Source organism: Rhodococcus sp. 4CII, assembly GCF_014256275.1.
In the GTDB taxonomy this organism is placed as follows: domain Bacteria; phylum Actinomycetota; class Actinomycetes; order Mycobacteriales; family Mycobacteriaceae; genus Rhodococcus_F; species Rhodococcus_F wratislaviensis_A.
The window spans coordinates 3,324,885-3,347,747 of sequence record NZ_JACCFE010000002.1 but is presented as its reverse complement, the minus strand read 5'-3'; the positions used below and the strand labels follow the sequence as shown (position 1 = coordinate 3,347,747).

Annotated in this window: 12 protein-coding genes; 10 read left to right on the top strand and 2 right to left on the bottom strand. The window is 67.6% G+C overall.

The features are described 5' to 3' along the window. The 10 genes from zomB (at nucleotide 1) to H0B43_RS16135 (ending at nucleotide 18,217) form a co-directional block, all read left to right on the top strand. Nucleotides 1–1,920, top strand: coding sequence for a flagellar motor control protein ZomB (gene zomB / locus H0B43_RS16180; RefSeq protein ID WP_185727004.1), 1,920 nt, complete (start codon nucleotides 1–3; stop codon nucleotides 1,918–1,920). Between the two features lie 338 nt (nucleotides 1,921–2,258). Then, nucleotides 2,259–3,269 (top strand): alpha/beta hydrolase family protein, encoded by a 1,011-nt coding sequence (locus H0B43_RS16175; RefSeq protein WP_185727005.1) that lies wholly within the window; start codon nucleotides 2,259–2,261, stop codon nucleotides 3,267–3,269. A gap of 293 nt (nucleotides 3,270–3,562) precedes the next feature. Next, the gene (locus tag H0B43_RS16170) at nucleotides 3,563–4,558 is read left to right on the top strand and encodes an alpha/beta hydrolase family protein (protein WP_185727006.1); all 996 of its coding nucleotides are present in this window, start codon (nucleotides 3,563–3,565) and stop codon (nucleotides 4,556–4,558) included. 133 nt (nucleotides 4,559–4,691) lie between these two features. Next, a complete protein-coding gene (locus H0B43_RS16165) occupies nucleotides 4,692–6,596 on the top strand; it encodes an alpha/beta hydrolase-fold protein (RefSeq protein ID WP_185727007.1) in 1,905 nt (634 codons plus the stop codon). 126 nt (nucleotides 6,597–6,722) lie between these two features. Beyond that, complete coding sequence (locus tag H0B43_RS16160) at nucleotides 6,723–7,316, top strand: DUF732 domain-containing protein (protein ID WP_185727008.1); 594 nt, start codon at nucleotides 6,723–6,725, stop codon at nucleotides 7,314–7,316. Between the two features lie 6 nt (nucleotides 7,317–7,322). Next, on the top strand, nucleotides 7,323–8,303 hold the full coding sequence (locus H0B43_RS16155; protein WP_185727009.1) for a cutinase family protein: 981 nt from the start codon (nucleotides 7,323–7,325) through the stop codon (nucleotides 8,301–8,303). 193 nt (nucleotides 8,304–8,496) lie between these two features. Beyond that, a complete protein-coding gene (locus H0B43_RS16150) occupies nucleotides 8,497–9,486 on the top strand; it encodes an LLM class F420-dependent oxidoreductase (RefSeq protein ID WP_185727010.1) in 990 nt (329 codons plus the stop codon). Between the two features lie 187 nt (nucleotides 9,487–9,673). Beyond that, nucleotides 9,674–11,569 (top strand): long-chain-fatty-acid--AMP ligase FadD32, encoded by a 1,896-nt coding sequence (fadD32, locus tag H0B43_RS16145; RefSeq protein WP_185727011.1) that lies wholly within the window; start codon nucleotides 9,674–9,676, stop codon nucleotides 11,567–11,569. 133 nt (nucleotides 11,570–11,702) lie between these two features. Continuing rightward, nucleotides 11,703–16,676 (top strand): polyketide synthase Pks13, encoded by a 4,974-nt coding sequence (gene pks13, locus H0B43_RS16140; RefSeq protein WP_185727012.1) that lies wholly within the window; start codon nucleotides 11,703–11,705, stop codon nucleotides 16,674–16,676. Continuing rightward, the gene (locus H0B43_RS16135) at nucleotides 16,673–18,217 is read left to right on the top strand and encodes an acyl-CoA carboxylase subunit beta (protein WP_185727013.1); all 1,545 of its coding nucleotides are present in this window, start codon (nucleotides 16,673–16,675) and stop codon (nucleotides 18,215–18,217) included. Before pks13 ends, H0B43_RS16135 begins: the two co-directional genes overlap by 4 nt. A gap of 77 nt (nucleotides 18,218–18,294) precedes the next feature. On the opposite strand, the gene H0B43_RS16130 is transcribed toward H0B43_RS16135, so the two are convergent. Further along, on the bottom strand, nucleotides 18,295–19,269 hold the full coding sequence (locus tag H0B43_RS16130) for a hypothetical protein (RefSeq protein WP_185727014.1): 975 nt from the start codon (nucleotides 19,267–19,269) through the stop codon (nucleotides 18,295–18,297). A 244-nt stretch (nucleotides 19,270–19,513) separates the two neighbouring features. Further along, complete coding sequence (locus H0B43_RS16125; RefSeq protein WP_185727015.1) at nucleotides 19,514–22,837, bottom strand: arabinosyltransferase domain-containing protein; 3,324 nt, start codon at nucleotides 22,835–22,837, stop codon at nucleotides 19,514–19,516. Nucleotides 22,838–22,863 lie beyond the last annotated feature (26 nt).

Below are 22,863 nucleotides of genomic sequence, written 5' to 3'. Positions count from 1 at the left end.
TTGGTAGGAGGCGCCGAGGATTCGGACGCCGCCGCGGAGCGGACCACCGAACGCCACCGGAAGGCCATCCTCTCGAGGGTGGTCTTCCTCGGGGGTGTGGCCATCTCGGCTCTCCTGATGTTCTGGGGTGCCTGGGAACGGCGATGGATTGCCGACGACGGCCTGATCGTGCTGCGCACGGTCCGGAACCTGCTCGCAGGCAACGGTCCGGTCTTCAACGCGGGCGAGCGTGTCGAGGCCAACACCAGCACCGCGTGGACGTACATCGTCTACGCGTTCAGCTGGCTCTCCCAGGCCCGGCTCGAGTACGTCGTCCTGACGATCGCGCTGATCCTGTCGACCGCGGCGATCGTGCTGGCCATGTTCGGCACGGCCCGCCTGTACCGCGGTGGGTCCTTCGCCGCCGGCGGCACGTTGTTCCTGATGCCCGCCGGTGTGCTCGTCTACATCGCGGTACCCCCGGCCCGCGACTTCGCGACGTCGGGGCTCGAAAGCTGCCTCGTCATCTTCTGGATCGCGCTGCTGTGGCTGTTGCTGATCCGCTGGAGCCAGGCGGCCACCCCGTCCACCACGTCGGTGCTGATCCTCGCGTTCACCGCGGGGATGGGCCCGCTCGTGCGCCCGGAACTGGCGATCCTCGGCGTACTGGCGCTGGCCATGATCTTCCTCGCGCCCGGTCCGACGTGGAAGGTGCGGGTGGCCATGGTCTTCGTCGCCGGCATCGTCCCGGTCGGCTACCAGATCTGGCGGATGGGCTACTACGCCCTCCCGTACCCCAACACCGCGGTGTCGAAGGACGCCGGCGGTGCCAAGTGGTCGCAGGGCTTCGCGTACCTGTGGAACCTGCTCGGCCCCTACCTGTTGTGGCTGCCACTGGTGTTCCTCCTCGCGGGCGCGGTGCTCGCCTGGCGCGGCCGGGACAAGCACATCGGTGATGGTGTTCGTCACACCTACGGGAATCCGCTGACCCGCCTGCGCGGGTGGTTGCACACGCAGAACGCCGTCGTCGTCTTCATTCTCGGAGGCGGTCTGATCCTCGGTCTGTACTCGCTGCGGGTGGGCGGCGACTTCATGCACGGCCGCGTTCTCCTCCCCGTCCTGTTCTGTTTCATCGTTCCCGTGGCGGTTATTCCGGTGCGAATTCCGGACCGTGCGTCGTGGGGGCGAAATAAGGAATCGTCGATTTTCCTGGCAATGGCATTCCTGTGGGTCGGCACCGTGGTGTGGGCATTCTTCGCCGCCAACACCACGGGAATGCCGGAAGGCGCCGTTGTCGGCCGTTCCGGAATTGTCGACGAACGCGCGTTCTACGTTCTCAACACCGGACACGCGCACCCGGTCCGTGCCGACGACTACCTGGACTACCCGCGGATGCGGGCGATGGTCCAGACCATCGCGGACACCCCCGACGGGGGCCTGCTCATCCCCTCCGCCGACTACACGTACTGGTTCGTCGTTCCACCGCCCCTTCCGATCCCGGACGGCGGTGCAGGCCACACCGTGTACTTCCTGAACCTCGGCATGACGAGCATGAACGTCGGCCTCGACGTGCGGGTGCTGGACCAGATGGGTCTGGCGTATCCGCTCGCCGCGCACACCGCCCGCATGGACGACGGACGCATCGGGCACGACAAGAACCTGTACCCCGACTGGGTCGTGGTCGACACGGGAATGATCGACAAGCATCCGTGGATGCCCGGCTTCCTCGACGAGGACTGGGTGACCGAGGCTCGGGTCGCGCTCACGTGCCCCGAGACCCAGGATCTGCTGACGTCGTATCGTTCGGAACTGACGTGGCCGCGTTTCAAGCAGAATTTCAAGGACGCGCTGCATTTCGCGAGTTATCGAATCGAGCGAGTTCCCGCATACGAAATTCAGCGGTGCAATCTCGAACCCCCGTTCCCTGATCCGGCCAAATAGGGCGAACCGGGCGGGGCCCGTGTCACTGCGGTGTCCCGGGCAGATCTCGATGTCGGAACATCAGATCTCGTTCGTGTAACGCTGGAACTGTCGGCGACGATGTACGTCGATGATGAGTCATCAGTAACGGTGGTCTGGAAGTTCTCCGGAAAACGTTCTGCGAGCGTTTGTCAGGGAACTTTGGGTGACATACAGTCCACCAAGCGCAGTGTGACTTGGAAGAGGTCCGCTGCCGACCTGGCTTCATGCCCGGGTTGGCAGGTCGCCTGTTCCCCGACGGAATCCGCCGGAGCCGCCCAGTTGGCGGAGTCCGCAGACGAAGAGAGAGAGCAGTATTCATGCGTTTTGCCAGACCGAGGTTGTCTCAGCGCCTCAAGCAGCGTGCGATGGCCATCGGTGCCGTCGCACTGGTACTGCCTGTGGGCGCAGGAATCGCTGGTGGAGCCGTCGCCGCAGCAGCACCGACGCACGCGGGTCCCGCCAAGACCGCGCCGGCCGGTGGCTACGAGGAACTGTGGGTTCCCTCTTCCATGGGTCCGATCAAGGTCCAGGTCCAGTGGGCGGCCCGCGGCGGTAGCTCCGCGCTGTACCTGCTCGACGGCCTGCGTGCCCGCAACGACCGCAACGCGTGGAGCTTCGAGACCAACGCATTCGACCAGTACCGCAACGACAACGTGACCCTGGTCATGCCTGTCGGTGGCGAGTCCAGCTTCTACTCGGACTGGTACTCGGCGAGCAACTTCAACGGACAGCCCGTCACCTACAAGTGGGAGACGTTCCTGACGCAGGAACTGCCCGACTTCCTGGCCAACTACGGCGTCTCGCGCACCAACAACGCCGTCCTCGGCCTGTCGATGGGTGGCAGCGCCGCCCTCACGCTCGCGGCGTACCACCGCGACCAGTTCAAGTTCGCCGGTTCGCTGTCCGGGTACCTGAACATCTCGGCTCCCGGTATGCGTGAGGCGATCCGTGTGGCGATGCTCGACGCCGGCCGCTTCAACGTCGACTCGATGTGGGGCCCGCCGTGGAACCCGGCGTGGCTGCGCAACGACCCGTTCGTGTTCGCTCCGCGCCTGAACGGCCTGTCGATGTTCATCTCGGCCGCCAGCGGTCTGCCCGGCGAATTCGACCACCCGAGCGCTCCGATCGACTACTACAACACCGCGAACGGCATGGGTCTCGAAGCCCTCGCCCTGGCCAACACCCGCGCCTTCCAGGTGCGTCTGGCCAGCCTCGGTGTCCCGGCCACCTTCGACTTCCCGGCCAACGGCACGCACTCGTGGCCGTACTGGGGTGCGGAGCTGTGGAAGGCTCGTGGCCAGATCCTGGACACGCTCGGCGCCTGGTGATCTAGACGCCACCATGTTCGTGGCGACTGCCGCCCCGCCTCACCGGCGGGGCGGCACTCGTGCGTTCTGAAGTGCACCGTCCCACATCGGAGGGGTGAGAGGAATGCCTCGGAATCCGTTCGCCCCCGGGAGTGCACAACGGAACGTTTTGTCAGTAAGGTGATTCCGTCGAGACGCCACCCGCGCAGTGATCGCTGTGCGGGTGGCGTCTGTACGTGAGATTTTCACGAGAGTTATCGAGTGGTTGCCGCGGCCGCGGCGCAAGACGCATCAAGCGGAGGGAAGACGAGTTCATGCGAGTTGGGGGTTCGACGAGAACAAGCGGATGGGCCAGGCGTACTGCCGCCGCAATTGCTCTGGCGGTCGCACTGCCTCTGGGCGTGACCATGGTGGGCGGCGGCGCAACCGCATCCGCCGCCTTCGACCCCGCCGCGCAGGACGTCTGGGTCGACTCCAGCATGGGTCCGGTCAAGAGCCGCATCTGGCGTGCCGCCGACGGCAACACCAACCGCGTCGTCTACCTGCTCGACGGTCTGCGTGCGCAGGACGACCTGAGCGGCTGGGAGATCAACACCGACGCGGGTCCGTTCCTCGCCTCGCAGAACATCAACGTCGTCCAGCCGGTCGGTGGGCAGTCCAGCTTCTACTCCGACTGGTTGTCGAACTCGAACTTCAACGGCCAGAAGACGCCGTACAAGTGGGAGACGTTCCTCACCGAGGAGCTCCGTGACGCGCTGGCGAACCGGCTGGGCTTCCAGTCGACCCGCAACGGCGTCATCGGCCTGTCGATGGGCGGCAGCGCGGCGCTCACCCTCGCCGCCTACCACCCGGAGCAGTTCAACTACGCCGGATCGCTGTCGGGGTACCTGAACATCTCCGCCCCGGGTATGCGTGAGGCGATCCGTGTCGCGATGCTCGACGCCGGGCGCTACAACGTCGACGCCATGTGGGGCCCGCCGTGGAACCCGGCGTGGCTGCGCAACGACCCGTTCGTGTTCGCGAACAAGCTCCGCGACAACAACACCCGCCTGTGGGTGTCGGCCGCCAACGGCATCCCTGCCCCCGGTGGCCCGGCGCCGACCAGCGGTTTGGACGTGTTCAACGCCACCACCGGTGCGAGCCTCGAGGCTTTGTCGCTGGCGAACACCCGTGCGTTCCAGGTCAAGATGGCGACCCTCGGCGCGCAGAACGTCACCTACAGCTTCCCGCCCCGCGGCATCCACACGTGGCGTTACTGGCAGCAGCAGATCCACGATCTGGCCGGCGACCTCGGCAACACGATCGGGTAGCTGGGACGTAACAATTGCACCAGCTGTAACAGCGCGGCACCCCCACTCGTCTGTTGTTTGCGTGTAGAAAGAACCGGAACGCGAGGCCGTGCTCCGTGCTCCGGCCTCGACGCGCAGAGAGAGAGTGACCGTCATGCGAGTAGGCCTGTTCAGGGCAGGACGTCAGCGTTCGTCGGCCGGAAATGTTCGAAGGCGGACGCTCGCCTCGCTTGCCGCCGTGCTCGTGGTGCCGGTGGCGGTCGGGTTCACCCAGACCGCCACCGCGTCGGCTCTCCCGGTCGTCCACGCGGCACCCGCCGCCGCGCAGGCGCCGGTGACAACGCAGGCGCCCACCGGCGCGACGATCCATCACGTCGACTGGCTCTCCGACCGTCGCGTCGCGATCTGGATCAACTCCCCGTCGATGGGGGTGCCGATCCAGGTGCAGATGCTGCTGGCGCGCGACTGGAACTCGAAGCCGACGGAGAAGTTCCCGTCCGTCTACATGCTCGACGGTCTCCGCGCGCAGGACAACGAGAACGGCTGGACTCTCGAGACCGACGCCCAATCGTTCTTCGCCGACAAGAACATCAACGTCGTCCTCCCGGTGGGCGGGCAGTCCAGCTTCTACTCCGACTGGGTGGCCCAGGACAACGGCCAGAATTACCAGTGGGAGACGTTCCTCACGAAGGAACTGCCCCCGATCCTCGAGAGCGACTGGCGCACCACCCAGACCCGCGGCGTGGTCGGTCTCTCGATGGGCGGCACGTCCGCGATGTTCCTCGCGGCCCGCAACCACGGATTCTTCAAGTTCGCCGCCTCGTTGTCGGGCATGCTCACCACCACCGCGCTCGGCATGCCGCAGGCCGTCGCGTACGCGATGAGCGACGCGGGCGGATTCGATGCGAACGCGATGTGGGGTCCCCCGACCAGCTCGGCGTGGGAGGAGCACGACCCCTATCTGCTTGCCGACAAGCTCAAGGGCGTCAGCCTCTACATCTCCAGCGGCAGCGGAACCACCGGGCCGTACGATCAGCCGTCCGGGATCCCCGGTGTCAGCACCAACTACGCGGGTATGGGGCTCGAGATCCTCTCTCGCCTCACCTCCCAGACCTTCGCGACCAAGCTCAACAAGCTGGGCATCCCGGCACAGGTCAACTACCGGCCGTCCGGTACCCACTCGTGGCCGTACTGGCAGTTCGAACTGCACCAGCTGTGGCCGCAGCTTGCCGGCGCCGTCGACGTCGAACCCGAGAAGCCGGCCTGCACCACCGGTGGTTCCATCGCCGGGGTTGCGGGCGCCAACCCGTGGATCGGTGACTGCCTCACCCCCGAGTACAGCCTCGCGGGCGGAACGGTCCAGGACTTCCGCAACGGCCGGATCTTCGCGAAGTCCGACACCGGCGCCCAGCCGGTAGCCGGTGCCATCGGCGGCGTCTACCAGGCGACCGGTGGTCCCGGCGGGCCGCTCGGCTACCCGACGACGCCGGAGCTGGGCACCCCCGACGGCCGCGGTCGCTTCAACCACTTCGAGCACGGTTCCATCTACTGGACGCCGCAGACCGGCGCGCACGCCGTCCGCGGCGCGATCCGCGACGAGTGGGCGCGCCAGGGCTGGGAGGGTGGACCCCTCGGGTACCCGGTGGCCGAGGAAGTTCCCACCCCCGGCAAGGACGGTGCGGTGCAGGGCTTCGAGATCGGCGCCATGTACTTCAGTCCCACGAACGGCACCCACGGCGTGCAGGGAATGATCATGGGCAAGTACGCCGAACTCGGCTACGAGGGCGGCTGGCTCGGATTCCCGAAGACCAGCGAGATCGCCGTCAAGGACGGCGGCAGGTTCAACCAGTTCGAGAACGGCAACATCTACTGGAGTCCGCGGTCGGGCGCCTGGGCCGTCGAGAACGGACCGATCTTCGACGCCTGGAAGAGCGCGGGCTACGAGGGCGGCCGGCTCGGATTCCCGATCAGCGACAAGTTCGCCATTCCCGGCGGTGTCCAGCAGAACTTCCAGACCGGTTACGTCACAGTGATCGACAACAAAGCCGAGATTCACTGATGGCCCGGCAACACTAGAAATCTCACGCGCAGCGGGCGGAGCCGGGTTCGGTAGACCAGGGTTCCGCCCGATCTGCGTCTGTACCCTGTCGAGAGACAACGACTTGGAAAGCAAGGACGGAAATAGATGCCGCAGCACTCACGTATCAGCACCACCTTCCGACGGGCGATCGCGGTAGGCGCGCTCGCCGTCGCAGCGAGCGGATTGTTGGTCGGGTGCGGTAGCGACGACTCCACGGCGACGTCCAATCCGTCCACCAGCGCAACGACATCCGCTGCTGCGTCCAGCACCGCCGAGAGTTCGGCGTCCGCCGCGCCCAGCGCTTCGGCTTCGGCGTCGGCGTCGGCGTCGGCTTCGGCCTCGGCGCCGGTGACGAGCCCCGGCGAGGCGGCGACGGCGCCGCCGAAGCAGCCCGAAGCGGTTCCGAACGATTTCCCCGGCCCCAGTGAGGTCCCGGTCAGCGCCGACGGCCAGAAGTTCCTCGACGCGCTGAAGAGCAAGGGCATCGCGCCGGCCGCCGACGGCACGATGGCCGTGAGCACCGCCGACTTCATCTGCCAGGCCAAGGCCGAAGGCAAGAGCGACGCCGACACGATGGTGTTCGTCACAGCGATGGTCGGCACCGAAGCGTCCGCTGCGGGTCAGGAACTGACCCAGGAGCAGGCCACGGCCAACGCACAGACGTACATGGATGTCGCCCACGCGACCTACTGCAAGTAGACGCCGATGACGTCGACCGGGCGCGGAACGCAGAAGAAGAAGAGCAGCCTCCTGCGCAAGCTGACGGTGCTGATCGTGATCCTGCTGGTGATTCTCGTCGCAGTGATCGCGCTCTGGTATCTCCTCGCCGGGAGGCTGCCCAAGCCGATCCCGACCCCGCCCGGTCCCGAACGTCCCAACGCCCAGCCGGCGAGCTGTCCCGACGTCCAGGTGGTGGTCGTCCCGGGCACCTGGGAGTCCAGCGCCACGGACGATCCGTACAACCCCACGGCCAATCCGGCGTCGCTGATGCTCAACGTGTCGCGACCCCTGCAGGAGCAGTTCCCGTCGTCGCGCGCCGACGTGTACACCGTTCCGTACGTCGCTCAGTTCTCGAACCCGGTCGCGTTCCCGCCGGACGGGCAGCAGTCGTACAACAACAGCCGCGGCGCCGGTACGGCCGCCACCAACGACATCCTGGTGCGCCGGCACGCCGAGTGCCCCCTCACCAGCTTCCTGCTCACCGGATTCTCCCAGGGCGCGGTCATCGCCGGTGACGTTGCGTCGAGCATCGGCGCTGGTAACGGGCCCGTTCCGGCGGATCTGGTGCTGGGTGTCGGGCTCATCGCGGATGGTCGCCGCGACCCGGCCGCCGCGACGAACGTCGGGCAGCCGGTCGCCGGCGTCGGCGCCGAACTGTCGCTGGCCGGACTGCAGATCCCCGGCATCACGATGACCGGTGCCCGGCCAGGCGGTTTCGGGGATCTCACCGATCGGGCAGTCGAGATCTGTGCCCCGTCGGACGGAATCTGCGACGCCCCGGCGCAGGCGCTGAAGCCGAGCAATTGGATCGGCAGCGGGCTGCGACTTCTCGAGTACAACAACAACCCCGTCCATGCGATGTACAACTCGTACGTGGTGGACGACTCCGGCACCACCGCGACGCAGTGGATCGCCGGTTGGGCCGCCGAGAAGATCGAGGCCGCCCCGACCCCGGCCCACAGTTGATTTTGTGGCGGATGAGTTCACCGTGGCCGGTGAGCCGTGAAACGTCCCAAACAGAGAGACGAGACGTGTACTGGCCGGTAGTGTGCGTTTCCCGGCACCGGTAGAGTGCTGCACTGTTGCGGTACCACCGGTGCCCGACCCACCGATGTTCACGTCCTGAAACGGGGGCGTTTCACCACAGGAGAAGCTATTCATGAGTTCCGACGCCAGCTCGTTGCGTAAGTTCCGATTCGCGGCAGGCGGAGAGGGCAACGCAGACGAGGGCGGCGCGCGTCGGTTCGTCAAGCTCGCGCAGAAGGCCGAGGAACTCGGATTCGACAGCTTCATGATCCCCGATCACCTGGGCAACCAGGTCGGACCGATCGCTGCGCTCGGGGCGCTCGCGGTCGCCACCGACAAGATCCGCCTCGGCACCGCCGTCCTCGCCAACGGCTTCCGGCACCCGGCGATTCTCGCCAAGGACGCCGCCACCATCGACGTGCTGTCGGGCGGCCGCCTCGAACTGGGCATCGGCGCGGGCTGGATGAAGGAAGAGTTCGACAAGGGCGGCATCGAGTACGAACGCCCGGGCGTCCGGATCGCCAAGCTCGAGGAGTCCCTGCAAATCCTCGACGTGCTGCTGCGCGGCCAGGAGTGCAACTTCGACGGCAAGTACTACCAGATCAAGGGACTGACGGGCAGCCCACGGCCGCGGCAGGGTCCGCGCCCCCCCATCGCTGTCGGTGGTGGCGGCCCGAAGATGCTGGCCCTCGCCGCCAAGTACGCCGACATCATCTCCGTGGCCACGCCGACCAGCAAGGAAGGCAAGCTGCTGCTGTCGGGGGTCACGCTCGACAAAACGATGGAACGAGTCGACCGGATCCGTGAGGCCGCCGGAGACCGATTCGACGACATCGAACTGAACTGGACCATCACCACGATCGTCATCACCGACGACCGGGAGCAGACCGCCGAGATGGCGCTCGCCGCCCTCGACCAGGGCTTCCCGCCGAACATCGAGGTCGACACCAAGCTGTCCGTCGAAGACATCCTGAGCTCGCCTTATCTCGCGATCGGAAGCTTCGAGGAGATCGCCGATCAGATCCGTATGGTGCGAGAAAAGACGACAATGTCTTACGTCGGTGTGTTCCCCACACAGATGGAAGCGTTCGCGCCGATCATCTCGCAATTGAAGGGCGAGTAGACGCAGCGTACCGAGGGCGGCGATGCCAATCTGTAACATATCGATGGTTTGGACTCGATGAACTTATTCGGGTGAGTGGCGTGTTACGGCATTCCCCGCGAGTTGTACAAGATCCGATTCGGCGAAGGAAGTCTGGGGCGCAGTCATGCCGGTGGCATGCCTGTGTGATCGCTTCGGAGGAGATGGAATGAACGCGAAGTTCGATGATTTTATCGACGAGACGGGCCATATCAGGCTCGACTCGGGAAGCACGCTGGTCGATTACGTCCAGCGGCACACCCGGGAGAACTCGGACGAGCTGGCATACCGCTACATCGATTATTCGCGCGACCGAGACGGCGAAGCGCAGGAGCTGACCTGGGAACAGTTCGGTCACCGGTTGCGGGCCGTCGCGGCTCGCCTCCAGCAGGTCACCAAGCCCGGCGACCGAGTCGCAGTCCTGGCGCCGCAGGGTCTCGACTACGTCATCTCCTTCTTCGCCGCGATCCACGCCGGAACCATCTCGGTGCCCCTGTTCGACCCGGACGAGCCCGGCCACACCGACCGCCTGCACGCTGTCCTCGGTGACTGCAAGCCTGCCGCCATCCTCACGGCCACCTCCTCCGCCGCGGGTGTTCGGCAGTTCTTCCGGTCCCTCCCGGCGGCCGAGCGTCCCCGGATCATCGCCGTCGACGCCATCCCCGACAGCGTCGGCGAATCCTGGGTGCGCCCCGAGATCGACCTCGACGACATCGCCTACCTGCAGTACACGTCCGGCTCGACCCGCGTGCCCGCCGGTGTGGAGATCACGCACCGCGCGGTGGGCACCAACGCGCTGCAGATGGTCGACTCCATCGAGCTCAACGAGAACTCGCGTGGCGTCACCTGGTTGCCGCTGTTCCACGACATGGGGCTGCTGACGGTCATCCTGCCCGCCCTGGGCGGCAAGTACATCACCATCATGAGTCCGCGCGCGTTCGTGCAGCGGCCGTATCGGTGGATCAAGGAGCTGGCAGCGGTGTCCGACGGTGCGGGCACGTTCGCGGCCGCACCCAACTTCGCGTTCGAGCACGCGGCCGCCCGCGGTCTGCCGAAGAACGGCGAGAGCCTCGACCTGAGCAACGTCATCGGCCTGATCAACGGCAGCGAGCCGGTGACCACGTCGTCGATGCGCAAGTTCAACGAGGCGTTCGCGCCGTACGGGCTGCCGAAGACGGCGATCAAGCCGTCGTACGGCATGGCCGAGGCCACCCTGTTCGTGTCCTCCACCCGGCACTCGGACGAGGCCCGCGTCATCTACGTCGATCGTGACGAGCTCAACGCCGGCCGCGTCGTGAAGGTGGACCAGGACGCCGAGAACGCCATTCCGCAGGTGTCCTGCGGGTACGTCGCGCGCAGCCAGTGGGCTGCCATCGTCGACCCGGAGTCGCGCATCGAGCAGCCCGACGACCGGGTCGGGGAGATCTGGTTGCACGGCGAGAACATCGGCATCGGGTACTGGGGTCGTACCGACGAGACCGCCGAGACGTTCCACAACAAGCTCACCAACCGGCTCGCCGAGGGCAGCCACGCGGAGGGCACGCCCGAGGACGCCAACTGGATGCGCACCGGCGACTACGGCGTGTACATCGACGGTGAGCTGTTCATCACGGGCCGCGTCAAGGACCTCGTGATCGTCGACGGCCGCAACCACTACCCGCAGGACCTCGAGTTCTCGGCGCAGGAGGCCAGCACCGCGCTGCGTCCCGGCTTCGTCGCCGCGTTCGCGGTCCCGGCCAACCAGCTGCCCGCCGTCGTGTTCGAGAACACGCAGTCGGGTCTGAACTACGACGCGGACGATTCGGCCGAGCAACTCGTGATCGTGGCCGAGCGCGCACCGGGTGCGGGCAAGGCCGACCCGCAGCCCGTCGCCGACACCGTGCGGGCCGCGTTGTCGACCAGGCACGGGGTCACCGCGCGCGACATCCTGCTGGTGCCCGCGGGCTCGATTCCTCGTACGTCGAGCGGCAAGATCGCCCGCCGCGCGTGCAAGGCGAGCTACATCGAGGGCACCCTGCGCGGCGGATACACGCAGACGGCCTTCCCCGATAGCGTTTCCGAATAGTCCACTTCCTGACGGGTAGCTTGGTGAGTTGATGGCTGAAAAAGATGACGACCGGACCGGGGCGAGCGAAGCGACGGGGAATGTGGTCGGGGCGAGCGAAGCGACGGGGAAGGTCACTGGCAACACAGGTGACATGACGGTCGCGCAGCTGCGTGACTGGCTGCGCAACTGGATTGCCGACGCAACCGGGCAACCGGTCGGTCAGATCACCGACGACCGCCCGATGGAGGAGTTCGGTCTGTCGTCTCGCGACGCCGTCGCACTCAGTGGCGAGATCGAGGAACTGGTCGGCGTCACGCTCACGGCGACAGTCGCGTACCAGCACCCCACCATCGCGTCGCTGGCCACCCGCATCATCGAGGGCGAACCCGAGCAGCCCGACGACTCGACGGACGCCGCGTACTACACGTCGGCGGCGACGTCGGACGCGCACGACATCGCGATCGTCGGCCTGGCCTCGCGGTTCCCTGGGGCGGGAACGACTCCCGCCGAGATGTGGCGGATGCTGGCGGAGGGTCGCGACGGCATCTCCGACCTGCCCGAGGGCCGCTGGGAGGAGTTCACCTCCGACCCGCAGATCAAGGCCGCCGTCGAGAAGGCCAACACGCAGGGCGGCTACCTCGACGACGTGAAGACGTTCGATGCGGAGTTCTTCGCGATGTCCCCGCTGGAGGTCGCGAACGTCGATCCACAGCAGCGTCTGGCGATGGAACTGACGTGGGAGGCGCTCGAGCATGCCCGTATCCCGGCCAGCGACCTCAAGGGCGAGCAGGTCGGTGTGTTCATCGGCAGCTCGGCCAACGACTACCAGTTGCTCGCGGTCAGCGATCCCGTCCATGCGCATCCGTACGCGCTGACCGGTACGTCGACGTCCATCGTCGCGAACCGTGTCTCGTACTTCTACGACTTCCGCGGACCGTCCATCGCACTCGACACGGCGTGCTCGTCGTCGCTGGTGGCGGTGCACCAGGCGGTGCGCTCGCTGCGGTCCGGTGAGTCGGATCTCGCGCTTGCCGGCGGCGTAAACATGCTCGTGGCCCCGCCCGCGACGCTGGGCTTCGACCAGCTGGGTGTGATGGCCCCCAACGGCCGTATCAAGGCGTTCTCCTCCGACGCCGACGGCATGATCCGCGCCGAGGGCGGCGGTCTCGTCGTCCTGAAGCGTCTCGAGGACGCCGAGCGGGACGGCGACGAGATCCTCGCCGTCATCGCCGGCAGCGCGGTCAACCAGGACGGCCGCTCGAACGGTCTCGCGGCACCGAATCCCGACGCGCAGGCCGACGTGCTGCGGCACGCCTACCGCGACGCGGGTATCAACCCGGCCGGCGTCGACTACATCGAGGCGCACGGCACCGGCACCATCCTCGGCGATCCCATCGAGGCGGATGCGCTCGGGCGCGTCGTCGGTCGTGGGCGCGCCGACGACAAGCCGGCGCTGCTCGGTTCGGCGAAGACCAACTTCGGTCATCTGGAGGCGGCCGCGGGCGCCGCGGGTCTGATCAAGGTCGTGTTGTCGATGCAGGAAGACACCCTGCCGCCGACGCTGAACTTCGCCGGACCCAACCCGTACATCGCCTTCGACAAGGCACACCTGCAGGTCATCCCCGAGGGCGCAGCGTGGCCGCGCTACACCGGCTCCGCCGTCGCCGGTGTGTCCGGGTTCGGTTTCGGTGGAACCAACGCGCATGTCGTCGTGCGCGAGTACACCGGGCCGGCTGTGGACGAGGCGGCCGAGCCGGCCGCTCCGGCCCCCGCCGTTCCCACCGAAACATCGGTGTCCGAGGCCGTCGAGCCGACGGTCGTTCTCGCGGTGTCGGGTGCGCTGCCGTCGCGTCGCCGCCGTGCCGCCGCGGATCTGGCCGACTGGCTGGAGACGGAAGAGGGCAGCACCACCGCGCTCACCGACGTCGCCCGCGCTCTCGCACGCCGCAACCACGGCCGCTCGCGTGCCGCGGTACTCGCGAAAACCCGCGCCGAGGCCATCACCGGTCTGCGCGCCGTCGCCGCAGGCAAGCCCGGTCAGGGTGTGTTCACCGCGGACTCGCCGTCGTCGAAGGGGGCCGTCTGGGTGCTGTCGGGCTTCGGTTCGCAGCACCGCAAGATGGCCAAGCAGCTCTATCTGGAGAACCCGGTCTTCGCCGCGGCCATCGACGAGGTCGACGCGCTCATCGAGGACGAGGCCGGCTACTCCATGAAGGAGAAGTTTCTCGACGACGCGATCGATTACGACGTCGAGACCTCGCAGGTCGGCATCTTCACCATCCAGATCGGTCTGGCGGCCCTGCTGCGTCACCACGGCGCCGAGCCGGAAGCCGTCGTCGGGCACTCGATGGGTGAGGCCGCGGCGGCGTACATCTCGGGCGGTCTGCCGCTCGAGGACGCCGTGCGGGTGATCTGCGCTCGGTCCCGCCTGATGGGTGAGGCCGAGGCCACGCTCGAGGGCGACGACATCCGTCTGATGGCGCTCGTCGAATACAGCGCGTCCGAGATCGAGACCGTCCTCACCGACTTCCCCCACCTCGAGGTCTGCGTGTACGCGGCCCCGACACACACCGTGATCGGTGGCCCGGAACCCGAGGTCAACGCAATCGTGGCGCGCGCCGAGGGCGAAGAGAAGATGGCCCGCGTCCTGAAGACGAAGGGCGCCAGCCACACCTCGCAGGTCGATCCGTTGCTGGGTGAACTGGCCGCGGAGCTGGCCGGCATCGAGCCGACCAAGCTGAAGCTGGGTGTGTACTCGTCGGTCGACCAGGACACCTACTACCGCGCCGGCCACGAGCCGATCCACCGCGAGGAGTACTGGACCAAGGGTCTGCGCCACAGCGTGTACTTCACCAACGCGGTCCGCCTCGCCGTGGGTAGCGGGCACACCACTTTCGTGGAGCTGGCACCCAACCCGGTGGCCCTGATGTCCGTGGCGGCCACCGCATTCGACGCCGGTCTGCACGACATGCAACTCATCCAGACGCTCAAGCGCAAGGAGGACGAGCCGCTCGGTGTCCTCGCCGCGCTCGCGCAGCTGTACGTGCACGGGCATGCCGTCGACCTGTCGTCGCTGCTGCCGGGCGGCGACTTCGCGGCCGTGCCGCGGACCGCATGGATCCGCAAGCCGTACTGGGTGGAGACCCGGATCGATTCGAGCGGCAACACCCGTGTCCCGGGCGCGCACGTGTCGCTGCCGGACGGTCGCCACGTGTGGGAGGTCCAGGCCGGTGCGGTCACCGACCTGCCCGCTCTGGTCACCGCCGCTGCGTCCCAGGTGCTGTCGGACGTGACGCTCGCCGCGTCGGTCCTGCACGCGCACGCTCCGGCGGAGGGAACGCTCACCACCACACTCAACCCGCATCCGGGTGGTGCGTCGCTGCAGGTGCACGCGAAGAGCGGCGCGAGTTTCACACTGCTGTTCGACGCCGCCGTCACGTCCGGTGAGGCGCTGCCCGAACCGGTTCTCGCGGCGCCGGTGCAGGCGACGTCGCCGGTGGAGGAACTGCCGGAGGTCGTCGAGGACATCGGCGACAAGTGGGATCCGAACGGATCGCAGACGTTGGAAGACCGGCTCGCACTGATCGTCGCCGAGTCCATGGGCTACGCCCCGGAAGACCTGCCCGCCGAGATCCCGCTCATCGAACTGGGCCTCGATTCGCTGATGGCCGTTCGCATCAAGAACCGCGTCGAGTACGAGTTCGACATCCCGCAGCTGCAGTTGCAGGCCGTCAAGGACGCCAACCTGATGGAGGTCGCCAAGTACCTGCGCTACGCGGTCGAGAACCGCGAAGAGGTGCAGGCGCTGGCCGATCAGCAGAAGGCGGAGAAGGAAGCGGCGGAGGCCGCGGAGGCCGACCGTGACGCGGAGGCGGCGGAGGCCGACCGTGACGCGGAGGACGTCTCCGGGTCGGCGCTCGACGCCGAGGACACGTCGGTGGAAGCGGAGGCTGAGGCGATCATCGCGGGCACCCCGGTGCCCGAGATCGCGGAGGTGCCAGGGACCCCGGAGACCACGCAGGCACCGGTGGCGGACGGTGACGTTCCACCGCGCGACGCCGCCGAGCGCCTGACGTTCGCGACGTGGGCCGTCGTCACGGGTGAGTCCGCCAAGGGCATCTTCAACACGCTGCCGATCCTGGGCGACGAGCAGGCGGAGAAGCTCGCGGCTCGTCTGTCGGAACGCGCGAACGGCGAGATCACGTTCGACGACGTTCTCGATTCCACGACCATCGAGGAACTGGCCAACGTGGTGCGCGGATTCCTCGAGGATTCCGGCAAGATCGACGGTCTGGTCCGCGCCCTGCGGCCCCGCCCGGAGGGCTCCGACGCCGTCCCCGTGTTCGTGTTCCACCCGGCCGGTGGTTCGACCGTCGCGTACGAGCCGCTGCTGAAGCGTCTGCCGGAGGGCACGCCGATGTACGGGTTCGAGCGCACCGAGGGGCCGATCGACGTCCGGGCGGCCGAGTACCTGCCGTTGATCCGTGAGATCCAGGGCAACGGACCGTACGTGCTGTACGGCTGGTCGCTGGGCGGTGTGCTGGCCTATGCGGTGGCGAAGCTGCTGCGCGAGTCGGGTGCAGACGTCCGGATCGTCGGGCTGATCGACACGGTAATGGCCGGGGAGAAGGTCGAGGACACCCCCGACGAGATCCGTAAGCGCTGGCAGCGGTACGCCGCGTTCGCGAAGAAGACGTACAACGTGGACTACCCGCTGCCGTACGACAAGCTCGCTGCGGCGGAGAGTGACGAAGAGCAGATCAAGATCCTCACGGAACTCCTCAAGCTGAGCGGCACGAAGATTCCGGGTGGGATCATCGAGCATCAGCGGACGTCGTGGCTCGACAACCGAGCGATCCAGACCGCCGAGCTGGAGCAGTACGACGGCGACGTCGTCCTGTACATGGCCGACCGGTACCACGACGACGTGATGAACCTGGAGCCTGCGTTCAAGACCCGCAAGCCGGACGGCGGCTGGGGTGACGCGGTGAAGAACCTGGAGATCATCCACGTGGGCGGCGATCACATCCAGATCGTCGACGAGCCGTACATCGCGAAGGTCGGTGCCGACCTCACCAAGAAGCTGGCGGCGATCCAGGCCGCCGGAACCGGAGCGCATCAGTGACCACCACTACCGCAGAGAAGCTTGCCGAACTGCGCGAAAAGCTCGCGCTGGCGAAGGAACCCGCGGGCGACGTGGCTGTCGCCAAGCGCGCGAAGAAGGGCATCCCGAGCGCGCGCGAGCGCATCGACATGCTGCTCGACCCGGGAACTTTCATCGAGGTCGGCGGACTGATGCGCCAGCCCGGCGACCCGAACGCCCTCTACAGCGACGGCGTCGTCACCGGCCACGGGACCGTCGACGGACGCCCCGTCGCGGTGTTCTCGCACGACCAGACCGTGTTCGGTGGCTCCGTCGGTGAGATGTTCGGACGTAAGGTGGCCGCGATCATGGAGTTCGCCGCGAAGATCGGCTGCCCCTGCGTCGGCATCAACGACTCGGGCGGAGCCCGGGTACAGGACGCGGTGACCTCGCTGGCCTGGTACGCGGAGCTCGGCCGTCGGCAGGAGCCGCTGTCCGGGATGTGCCCGCAGATCTCGATGATCCTCGGCAAGTGCGCGGGCGGTGCGGTGTATGCGCCGATCAACACCGACGTGCTGGTGGCCACCGAGGAGTCGTACATGTTCGTCACCGGACCCGACGTGGTCCGGAAGATCACGGGCGAGGACGTCAGCCTCGAGGAACTCGGTGGCGCCCGGAACCAGGCGCAGTACGGCAACCTGCACCACGTCGCGCCGGACGAGAAGGCCGCGTTCCAGTGGGTGCGCGAGTACCTCAGCTTCCTGCCGTCGAGCTGCATGGAGAAGCCGCCGATCGTCAACCCGGGTCTCGAACCGGAGATCACGGCGTCCGACCGCGATCTGGACACGTTCATTCCCGACGCCGACAACGCCGGCTACGACATGCACGACATCCTGCTGAGGATCTTCGACGACGGTGAGTTCCACGAGATCGGCGGACAGGTCGCGCTGAACATCATCACCGGCTTCGCCCGCGTGGACGGCCGCACCGTCGGAGTCATCGCGAACCAGCCGCTGGTCGCGGCGGGGGCGCTCGACGCCCAGGCGTCGGACAAGGCGGCGCACTTCATCCGCATCTGCGACGCCTTCGACATCCCGCTGGTGTTCGCGGTCGACACCCCGGGATTCCTCCCGGGACTCGAGCAGGAGCGGATCGGCGTCATCAAGCGCGGTGGCCGGTTCATCTTCGCGTTCGTGACGGCGACCGTGCCGAAGGTGACGGTCGTGATCCGGAAGGCGTACGGCGGCGCCTACGCCGTCATGGGGTCCAAGCAGTTGGGTGCCGACATCAACTTCGCCTGGCCCACCGCCCGCATCGCGGTGATGGGCGCCGAGGGTGCGGTGGACCTCATCGGACGCCGGCAGATCGAGGCCGCGGGCGAGAACGCCCCCGCGGTGCGCAGGCAGCTGATCAACTTCTACAACGAGAACATCGCGACGCCCTACATCGCCGCCGAGCGCGGCTATATCGACGCGGTGATCGAGCCCTCGACCACCCGCCTCGAGATCCGCAAGGCGCTGACGATGCTGCGCGACAAGAAGGTACAGCGCAACCCGCGCAAGCACGACCTGATGCCCCTCTGATTCGTCCTCACTCGCTCGCCCGATGTCGCACCGGTGCTCTCTGATTGCACCGATGTCGCATCGGGCGCCGCGGTGACTCATGCCGACCGCAGGTTCGGTTCGACGTGCACGAACACCGCAGGCCGGGGTCGTGACGCCGCGAGCGAGTACGCGGCACGCAGGTCCGCGCGGACCGTCGACGGGTCTGCCGAAATCTGCTTCGGCAGGTGGGTTACGACGATGATTCCCTCGCGCTGCATCCGCGCCCGCCGCCGGACCGTCGCCTCGTGGAGTTCGGGCGAGAAGTGGTACTTCAGCGAGTCGATCTCCCAGGCGACGGCGACGTCGTCCAGCCAGCCGTCGGGGCGCGCGATCCACAGCCCGGCGGCCGACAGCACGACCACGTTGTGCCGCATCGGCGGGAGACCGCTCGTCGAATACAGCTTCTGCGCGTGGACCTCGGCGACGGAATGCGCGTCGTCGCTCAGATCCCGCAGGACCGCCCGAGGCAGACGGCTGCCGCGGTCGCTGCCCTGCGACAGTTCACGCGCTAGTTCGTCGACCGTCGCGTCGCCGCGCTGGATGCCGCCGGCAAGGAGTGCGCGGCAGCTGTCTGCCTGGACGGTGCGACGCCCGGCGTCGAGGAGGCTGCGGACCGGTGGTGCGAGTCGCAGCAGCCCCCGGTGGATCGGTTCGGGCATGCGCCAGGTGCGCTCGACCTTCACGTACGACCAATCCCGCCGATGCCGCGTGGACGGGATGAGCAGCAGGACGTCGTTCCTGGACGCCGACGCGGTGTAGCCGAGGGCAGCGAGGGCGGCATGCCCCGACAGCAGGGCGTCCGGGCCGCCGTACTCGAGGGCCGCGAGATTGCGTTGCAGCGTCGTCGGTGGCCCGTTGTGCAGTAGGACCACGCCGGGGAGGATCCGCTGCCACGGGCCGCCGTCGTTGCAGCGCGAAGAGATGGTGCCCTTCGCGACGCCGAGTCGCTCCAGGGTGGCGGCGCGGATCACCCCGTCCCGGCTGACGGCGGCTATCGCTGACAGGTCTTCGGCCCAGCGTCCTCTTCGCATGGGTCCGAGCATGCCGTGGGCGAATCGGCGCGCCGCGGTTAAGCCCACGTCGGAAATTGCCCTGTGGATGAGCGGGACGTTGTGGATAACGTCACCGCGAAACCTGGGTGTCCGTCGTATCGGACCGCCCGGAGCGGCGCCCGATGTGACATTCGTTCAGCCAGACGGAACGCGTGTGACATTGGGCGACGCAAGCCGACTAGCGACGCAAGCCGAGCTGGCGACGCAAGCCGAATGGACGCCGTTACGGGCTGTCGTACACCCGCAGGGTGCCGGGGTTCCAGAGTCCCGAGCGGGTGGCGGTGTCGGTGTCCACGGTGGCCGCGGTGGCGTTCGGGTAGTACCGGTCGAAGCGTTCGAGGGAGCCCCAGTCGCGACCCCAGTCGTCCCGCATGTAGGTGGGGATGGCGGTGGCGCTGGCGAGGAGTTCGGTGAAGCCGAGGGGGCCGCCGTTCTCCGCGGACTGCCAGGTGTCGGTGGAGCTGACGGCCAGGGGGCGGTCGGGGAGGATGCGGTAGTTCGGCATTTCCGCGACCCCGTACTGGTGGTCGAACGGGCGCTGGCAGGGGAACTGCAGGCCCACGGCCCAGTCGAGCAGCACCGGTTGTGAGCTGCCGATCGTCGAGTTGAGGGTCTCGAGTTTCGGTACGCGCGGCGGGGTGAATGCGAGCCACTGGTCGCCGGTGAGGTTGGGGTCGTTGGCGACGATCCGGACGGCGTCGGCGTCGGGGGACAGCTCGTCGATCGGGACGCGCAGGTTGCGCCACGACGGTGCCGGGCCGATGTCCTTGGGCAGGTAGGTGCCTTGCGACTGGACGGTGCCGTCGGGTTGGCGCTTGCCGTATTCGAGGAGCAGCGACTGGCCGTAGGTGAGGGCGCCGGTCGGGTCGACCGACCAGATGCGTCCGGCGGCGGACATGACGATGAGCGGGGTGTCGTCGCTGCGTTCGGGGAGTGCGTACCAGCTGGACGACAGCTTCGCGGGCTCCTGGACGCCCTCCTGGTAGCTGCCCATGACGGGGGTGGTGCCGGGGTCGAGTCCGAACGGCAGCTTGGCGTCGCTGCCGTTGACGCCGACGCGTCCGGTGCCGCCGCTGGTTCCGGCGCTCGATCCGGTCTCGAAGCTGGGGCCGACGCTCTGGTTGTCGGTGTTGCCCATTCCCTGCTTGACCTCGACGTAGTCGGCGGTCAGGTCGGACGGCACCCCGTTCGGGGAGAAGCCGACGGGGTTCGCACCGCCGAGCGGGTCGGCGGGGTTCGCGAGAGGCTGCCCGGGGTCGGCGAGGGGGGTGAGGTTTCCGCCGTTGGTGTTGCCCTCGACGAGGACGTCCTCGGCCAGTCCGCAGGTCTGGCCGGTGAGGGAGTCGAAGTTGGAACGGGCCAGCGAGTACGCCGGGTACTGGGAGACGGCGCCCTTGAGGAGGGAGAGGACTTCGAACAGCACCATGATGCCGGCGATGACGGTGAGGGGGGCGGCAGCGAATTTCCTGATCCGTCTGCCCTTCTCGGTGTTCGCGCGGGCGGGTGGCGCGGCGAATCCTTCCCGCAGGTACTGCCAGGCGGCCAGTGCCACGGCCAAACCGAACAGGACGAGGAAGAAGGTGTTGGACTGGCGCCCGCCGATGGAGACGGGCTTGTCGAACCACGGCACGCCGTAACTCGAGACGTACCAGTATCCGTTGATGCCTGCGAACGTCAGGGCCAGCATGAGCAGCAGTCCGGCCAGGAAGATCGTGCGGTTGCGGCGCGACCGCAGCGCCGACGCCGACACCGCGACGGCGGTGAGCGCGGCCAGTGAACCGGCGATGCCCGCGTACGCCCCGAAGTGGTGGGTCCACTTGGTGGGGTTGAACATCATGAAGAAAATCGTGCCGAACACGACGCCGAGCAGGCGCCACGACGGTCCGGTGGCGGCGCCGGGAATCCGCTTGCGGCGCAACAGGATAAACAGGGTCGTCAACAGGCACAGGATCATCGTCAGGAATGCGAAGCGGCGCGCCACAGACCCGTCAACGGTGGGGACGAACAGGTAGTAGTAGCGCAGGAAATCCTTGTACCACTCGAGGTTCGGGCCGATCAGGGTGCGGACCCGGGTGGCTTCCATCACGGTGGCCAGGGTCTGGTCGGCAAACACGACCACCAGGACGATCGTGCCTGCGGCCGCGATCGGGGCGAGCAGCGGCAGCGTTCCCACCTGGCGGTGGCGCTTGACGACGATGCGGACGAGCGGGCGGGCGCCGGCGAGCAGGGCGGCCACACACATCAGGCCGGTGGGCGCGGCGGCGAGCGTGAATGCGCCGATCAGCACCGCGACAGCGGCGGGGAGGAGGCGTCCGGTGGCGATGGAACGCTCGATGGAACACCAGGTGAGCAGGGCGCCGAGTGCCACGATGGGCTCGGGCCGCAGGCCGTTGTTGAACGGCAGCCAGAACGACAGGAAGACGAGGCCGCCGGTCCACAGCGCGACCTTGTTGCGCCGGACGGACCGGCCGAGGCGCGGAGCAACCTCCCGGCTGATCACCATCCAGCACAGGATGCCGGCGACGAGCGCGGGCAGCCGCATGAACGGGCTGGCCGTCGAGATCTTGGCCATCGCCGCGAGGACGTCGTAGTACCAGCCGAACGGCGCCTCGGGGACGCCGAACCAGCGGAAGTAGTTGGCCATGTATCCGGCGTGGTCGGAGACGCGGGCCATGGTGAGCAGGTAGCCGTCGTCGGAGGTATTGGCGCCGATGAAGTGCCACAGCACCAGCGTGCCCACGACGATCGTGTCGAGCCCGGTGAACTTCCACCAGTGCGACGGCAGGAAGTTGCGGTGCCCGCGCCCGTCGGTGCCGTCGAGGCGGCCGAGGGCGACCAGGGCGATGGCCGTGGCGAGGAGAGCCACGATCATGGCGACCAGTTTGATGAGCGTGGGGCTCGACGAGAACCGGGAGTCCACGTTCATCGTGAACGACAGGCCCGCAGGCGCCGCGCCGTCGCGGAGGTCGCTGAACACGCCCACCACCTGCGGGCGGAGGTCTCCGACGAGGGAACCGGCTATGGGGTCGCCGGCCGGCGTGGTGAGGCCGGCGAATTCGGCGGACGTCGCGTCGATGTTCGATGTGATGCGGATCTCGGAGCAGGCGCCCGACAGCACCTGTTCGCGGGGTGCCGTCGCGATCGTCACGTTGCGATCGAGCACGTCCACCGACTTGTCGGACACCCGGACGAACATCGCGTTCAGCGCGGCACCCTCACCCTGTGCGGGTGCGGTGGCCAGCAGGATGCCGCCCTGCGGCGGGAGCTGGGCCACCGCGGAGCACGGAATGGCCGCCGACAGGTCGACGGGTACCTGCGACATCAGCGGCGCCTCGACATCGCCGACGATGCCGTTGTGCGGCCAGTTCACGGCTGCGGTGGTCTGCTGGACCGGCATGAACGGGGTGGCCACTGCCAGCACGAACCCGATGAGGCCGGTGACGATGGCAACCAGACGAGCGGTCCGGTACTCACTCCGCCGGTCCTGGCGAGCAGGCGGCGAAGGGGCTTCGGGTTCGGAGACGGAAGTTGTCACGGCGTCGGGCACGGTTGTCGATGGTATGTCAGGAACCT

Excerpts from the sequence above, each read along its gene's own strand:
- H0B43_RS16175 (WP_185727005.1), top strand. The coding sequence starts at position 2,259 with ATGCGTTTTGCCAGACCGAGGTTGTCTCAGCGCCTCAAGCAGCGTGCG.
- H0B43_RS16170 (WP_185727006.1), top strand. The coding sequence starts at position 3,563 with ATGCGAGTTGGGGGTTCGACGAGAACAAGCGGATGGGCCAGGCGTACT.
- H0B43_RS16165 (WP_185727007.1), top strand. The coding sequence starts at position 4,692 with ATGCGAGTAGGCCTGTTCAGGGCAGGACGTCAGCGTTCGTCGGCCGGA.
- H0B43_RS16160 (WP_185727008.1), top strand. The coding sequence starts at position 6,723 with ATGCCGCAGCACTCACGTATCAGCACCACCTTCCGACGGGCGATCGCG.
- H0B43_RS16155 (WP_185727009.1), top strand. The coding sequence starts at position 7,323 with ATGACGTCGACCGGGCGCGGAACGCAGAAGAAGAAGAGCAGCCTCCTG.
- H0B43_RS16150 (WP_185727010.1), top strand. The coding sequence starts at position 8,497 with ATGAGTTCCGACGCCAGCTCGTTGCGTAAGTTCCGATTCGCGGCAGGC.
- fadD32 (WP_185727011.1), top strand. The coding sequence starts at position 9,674 with ATGAACGCGAAGTTCGATGATTTTATCGACGAGACGGGCCATATCAGG.
- pks13 (WP_185727012.1), top strand. The coding sequence starts at position 11,703 with ATGACGGTCGCGCAGCTGCGTGACTGGCTGCGCAACTGGATTGCCGAC.
- H0B43_RS16130 (WP_185727014.1), bottom strand. The coding sequence starts at position 19,269 with ATGCGAAGAGGACGCTGGGCCGAAGACCTGTCAGCGATAGCCGCCGTC.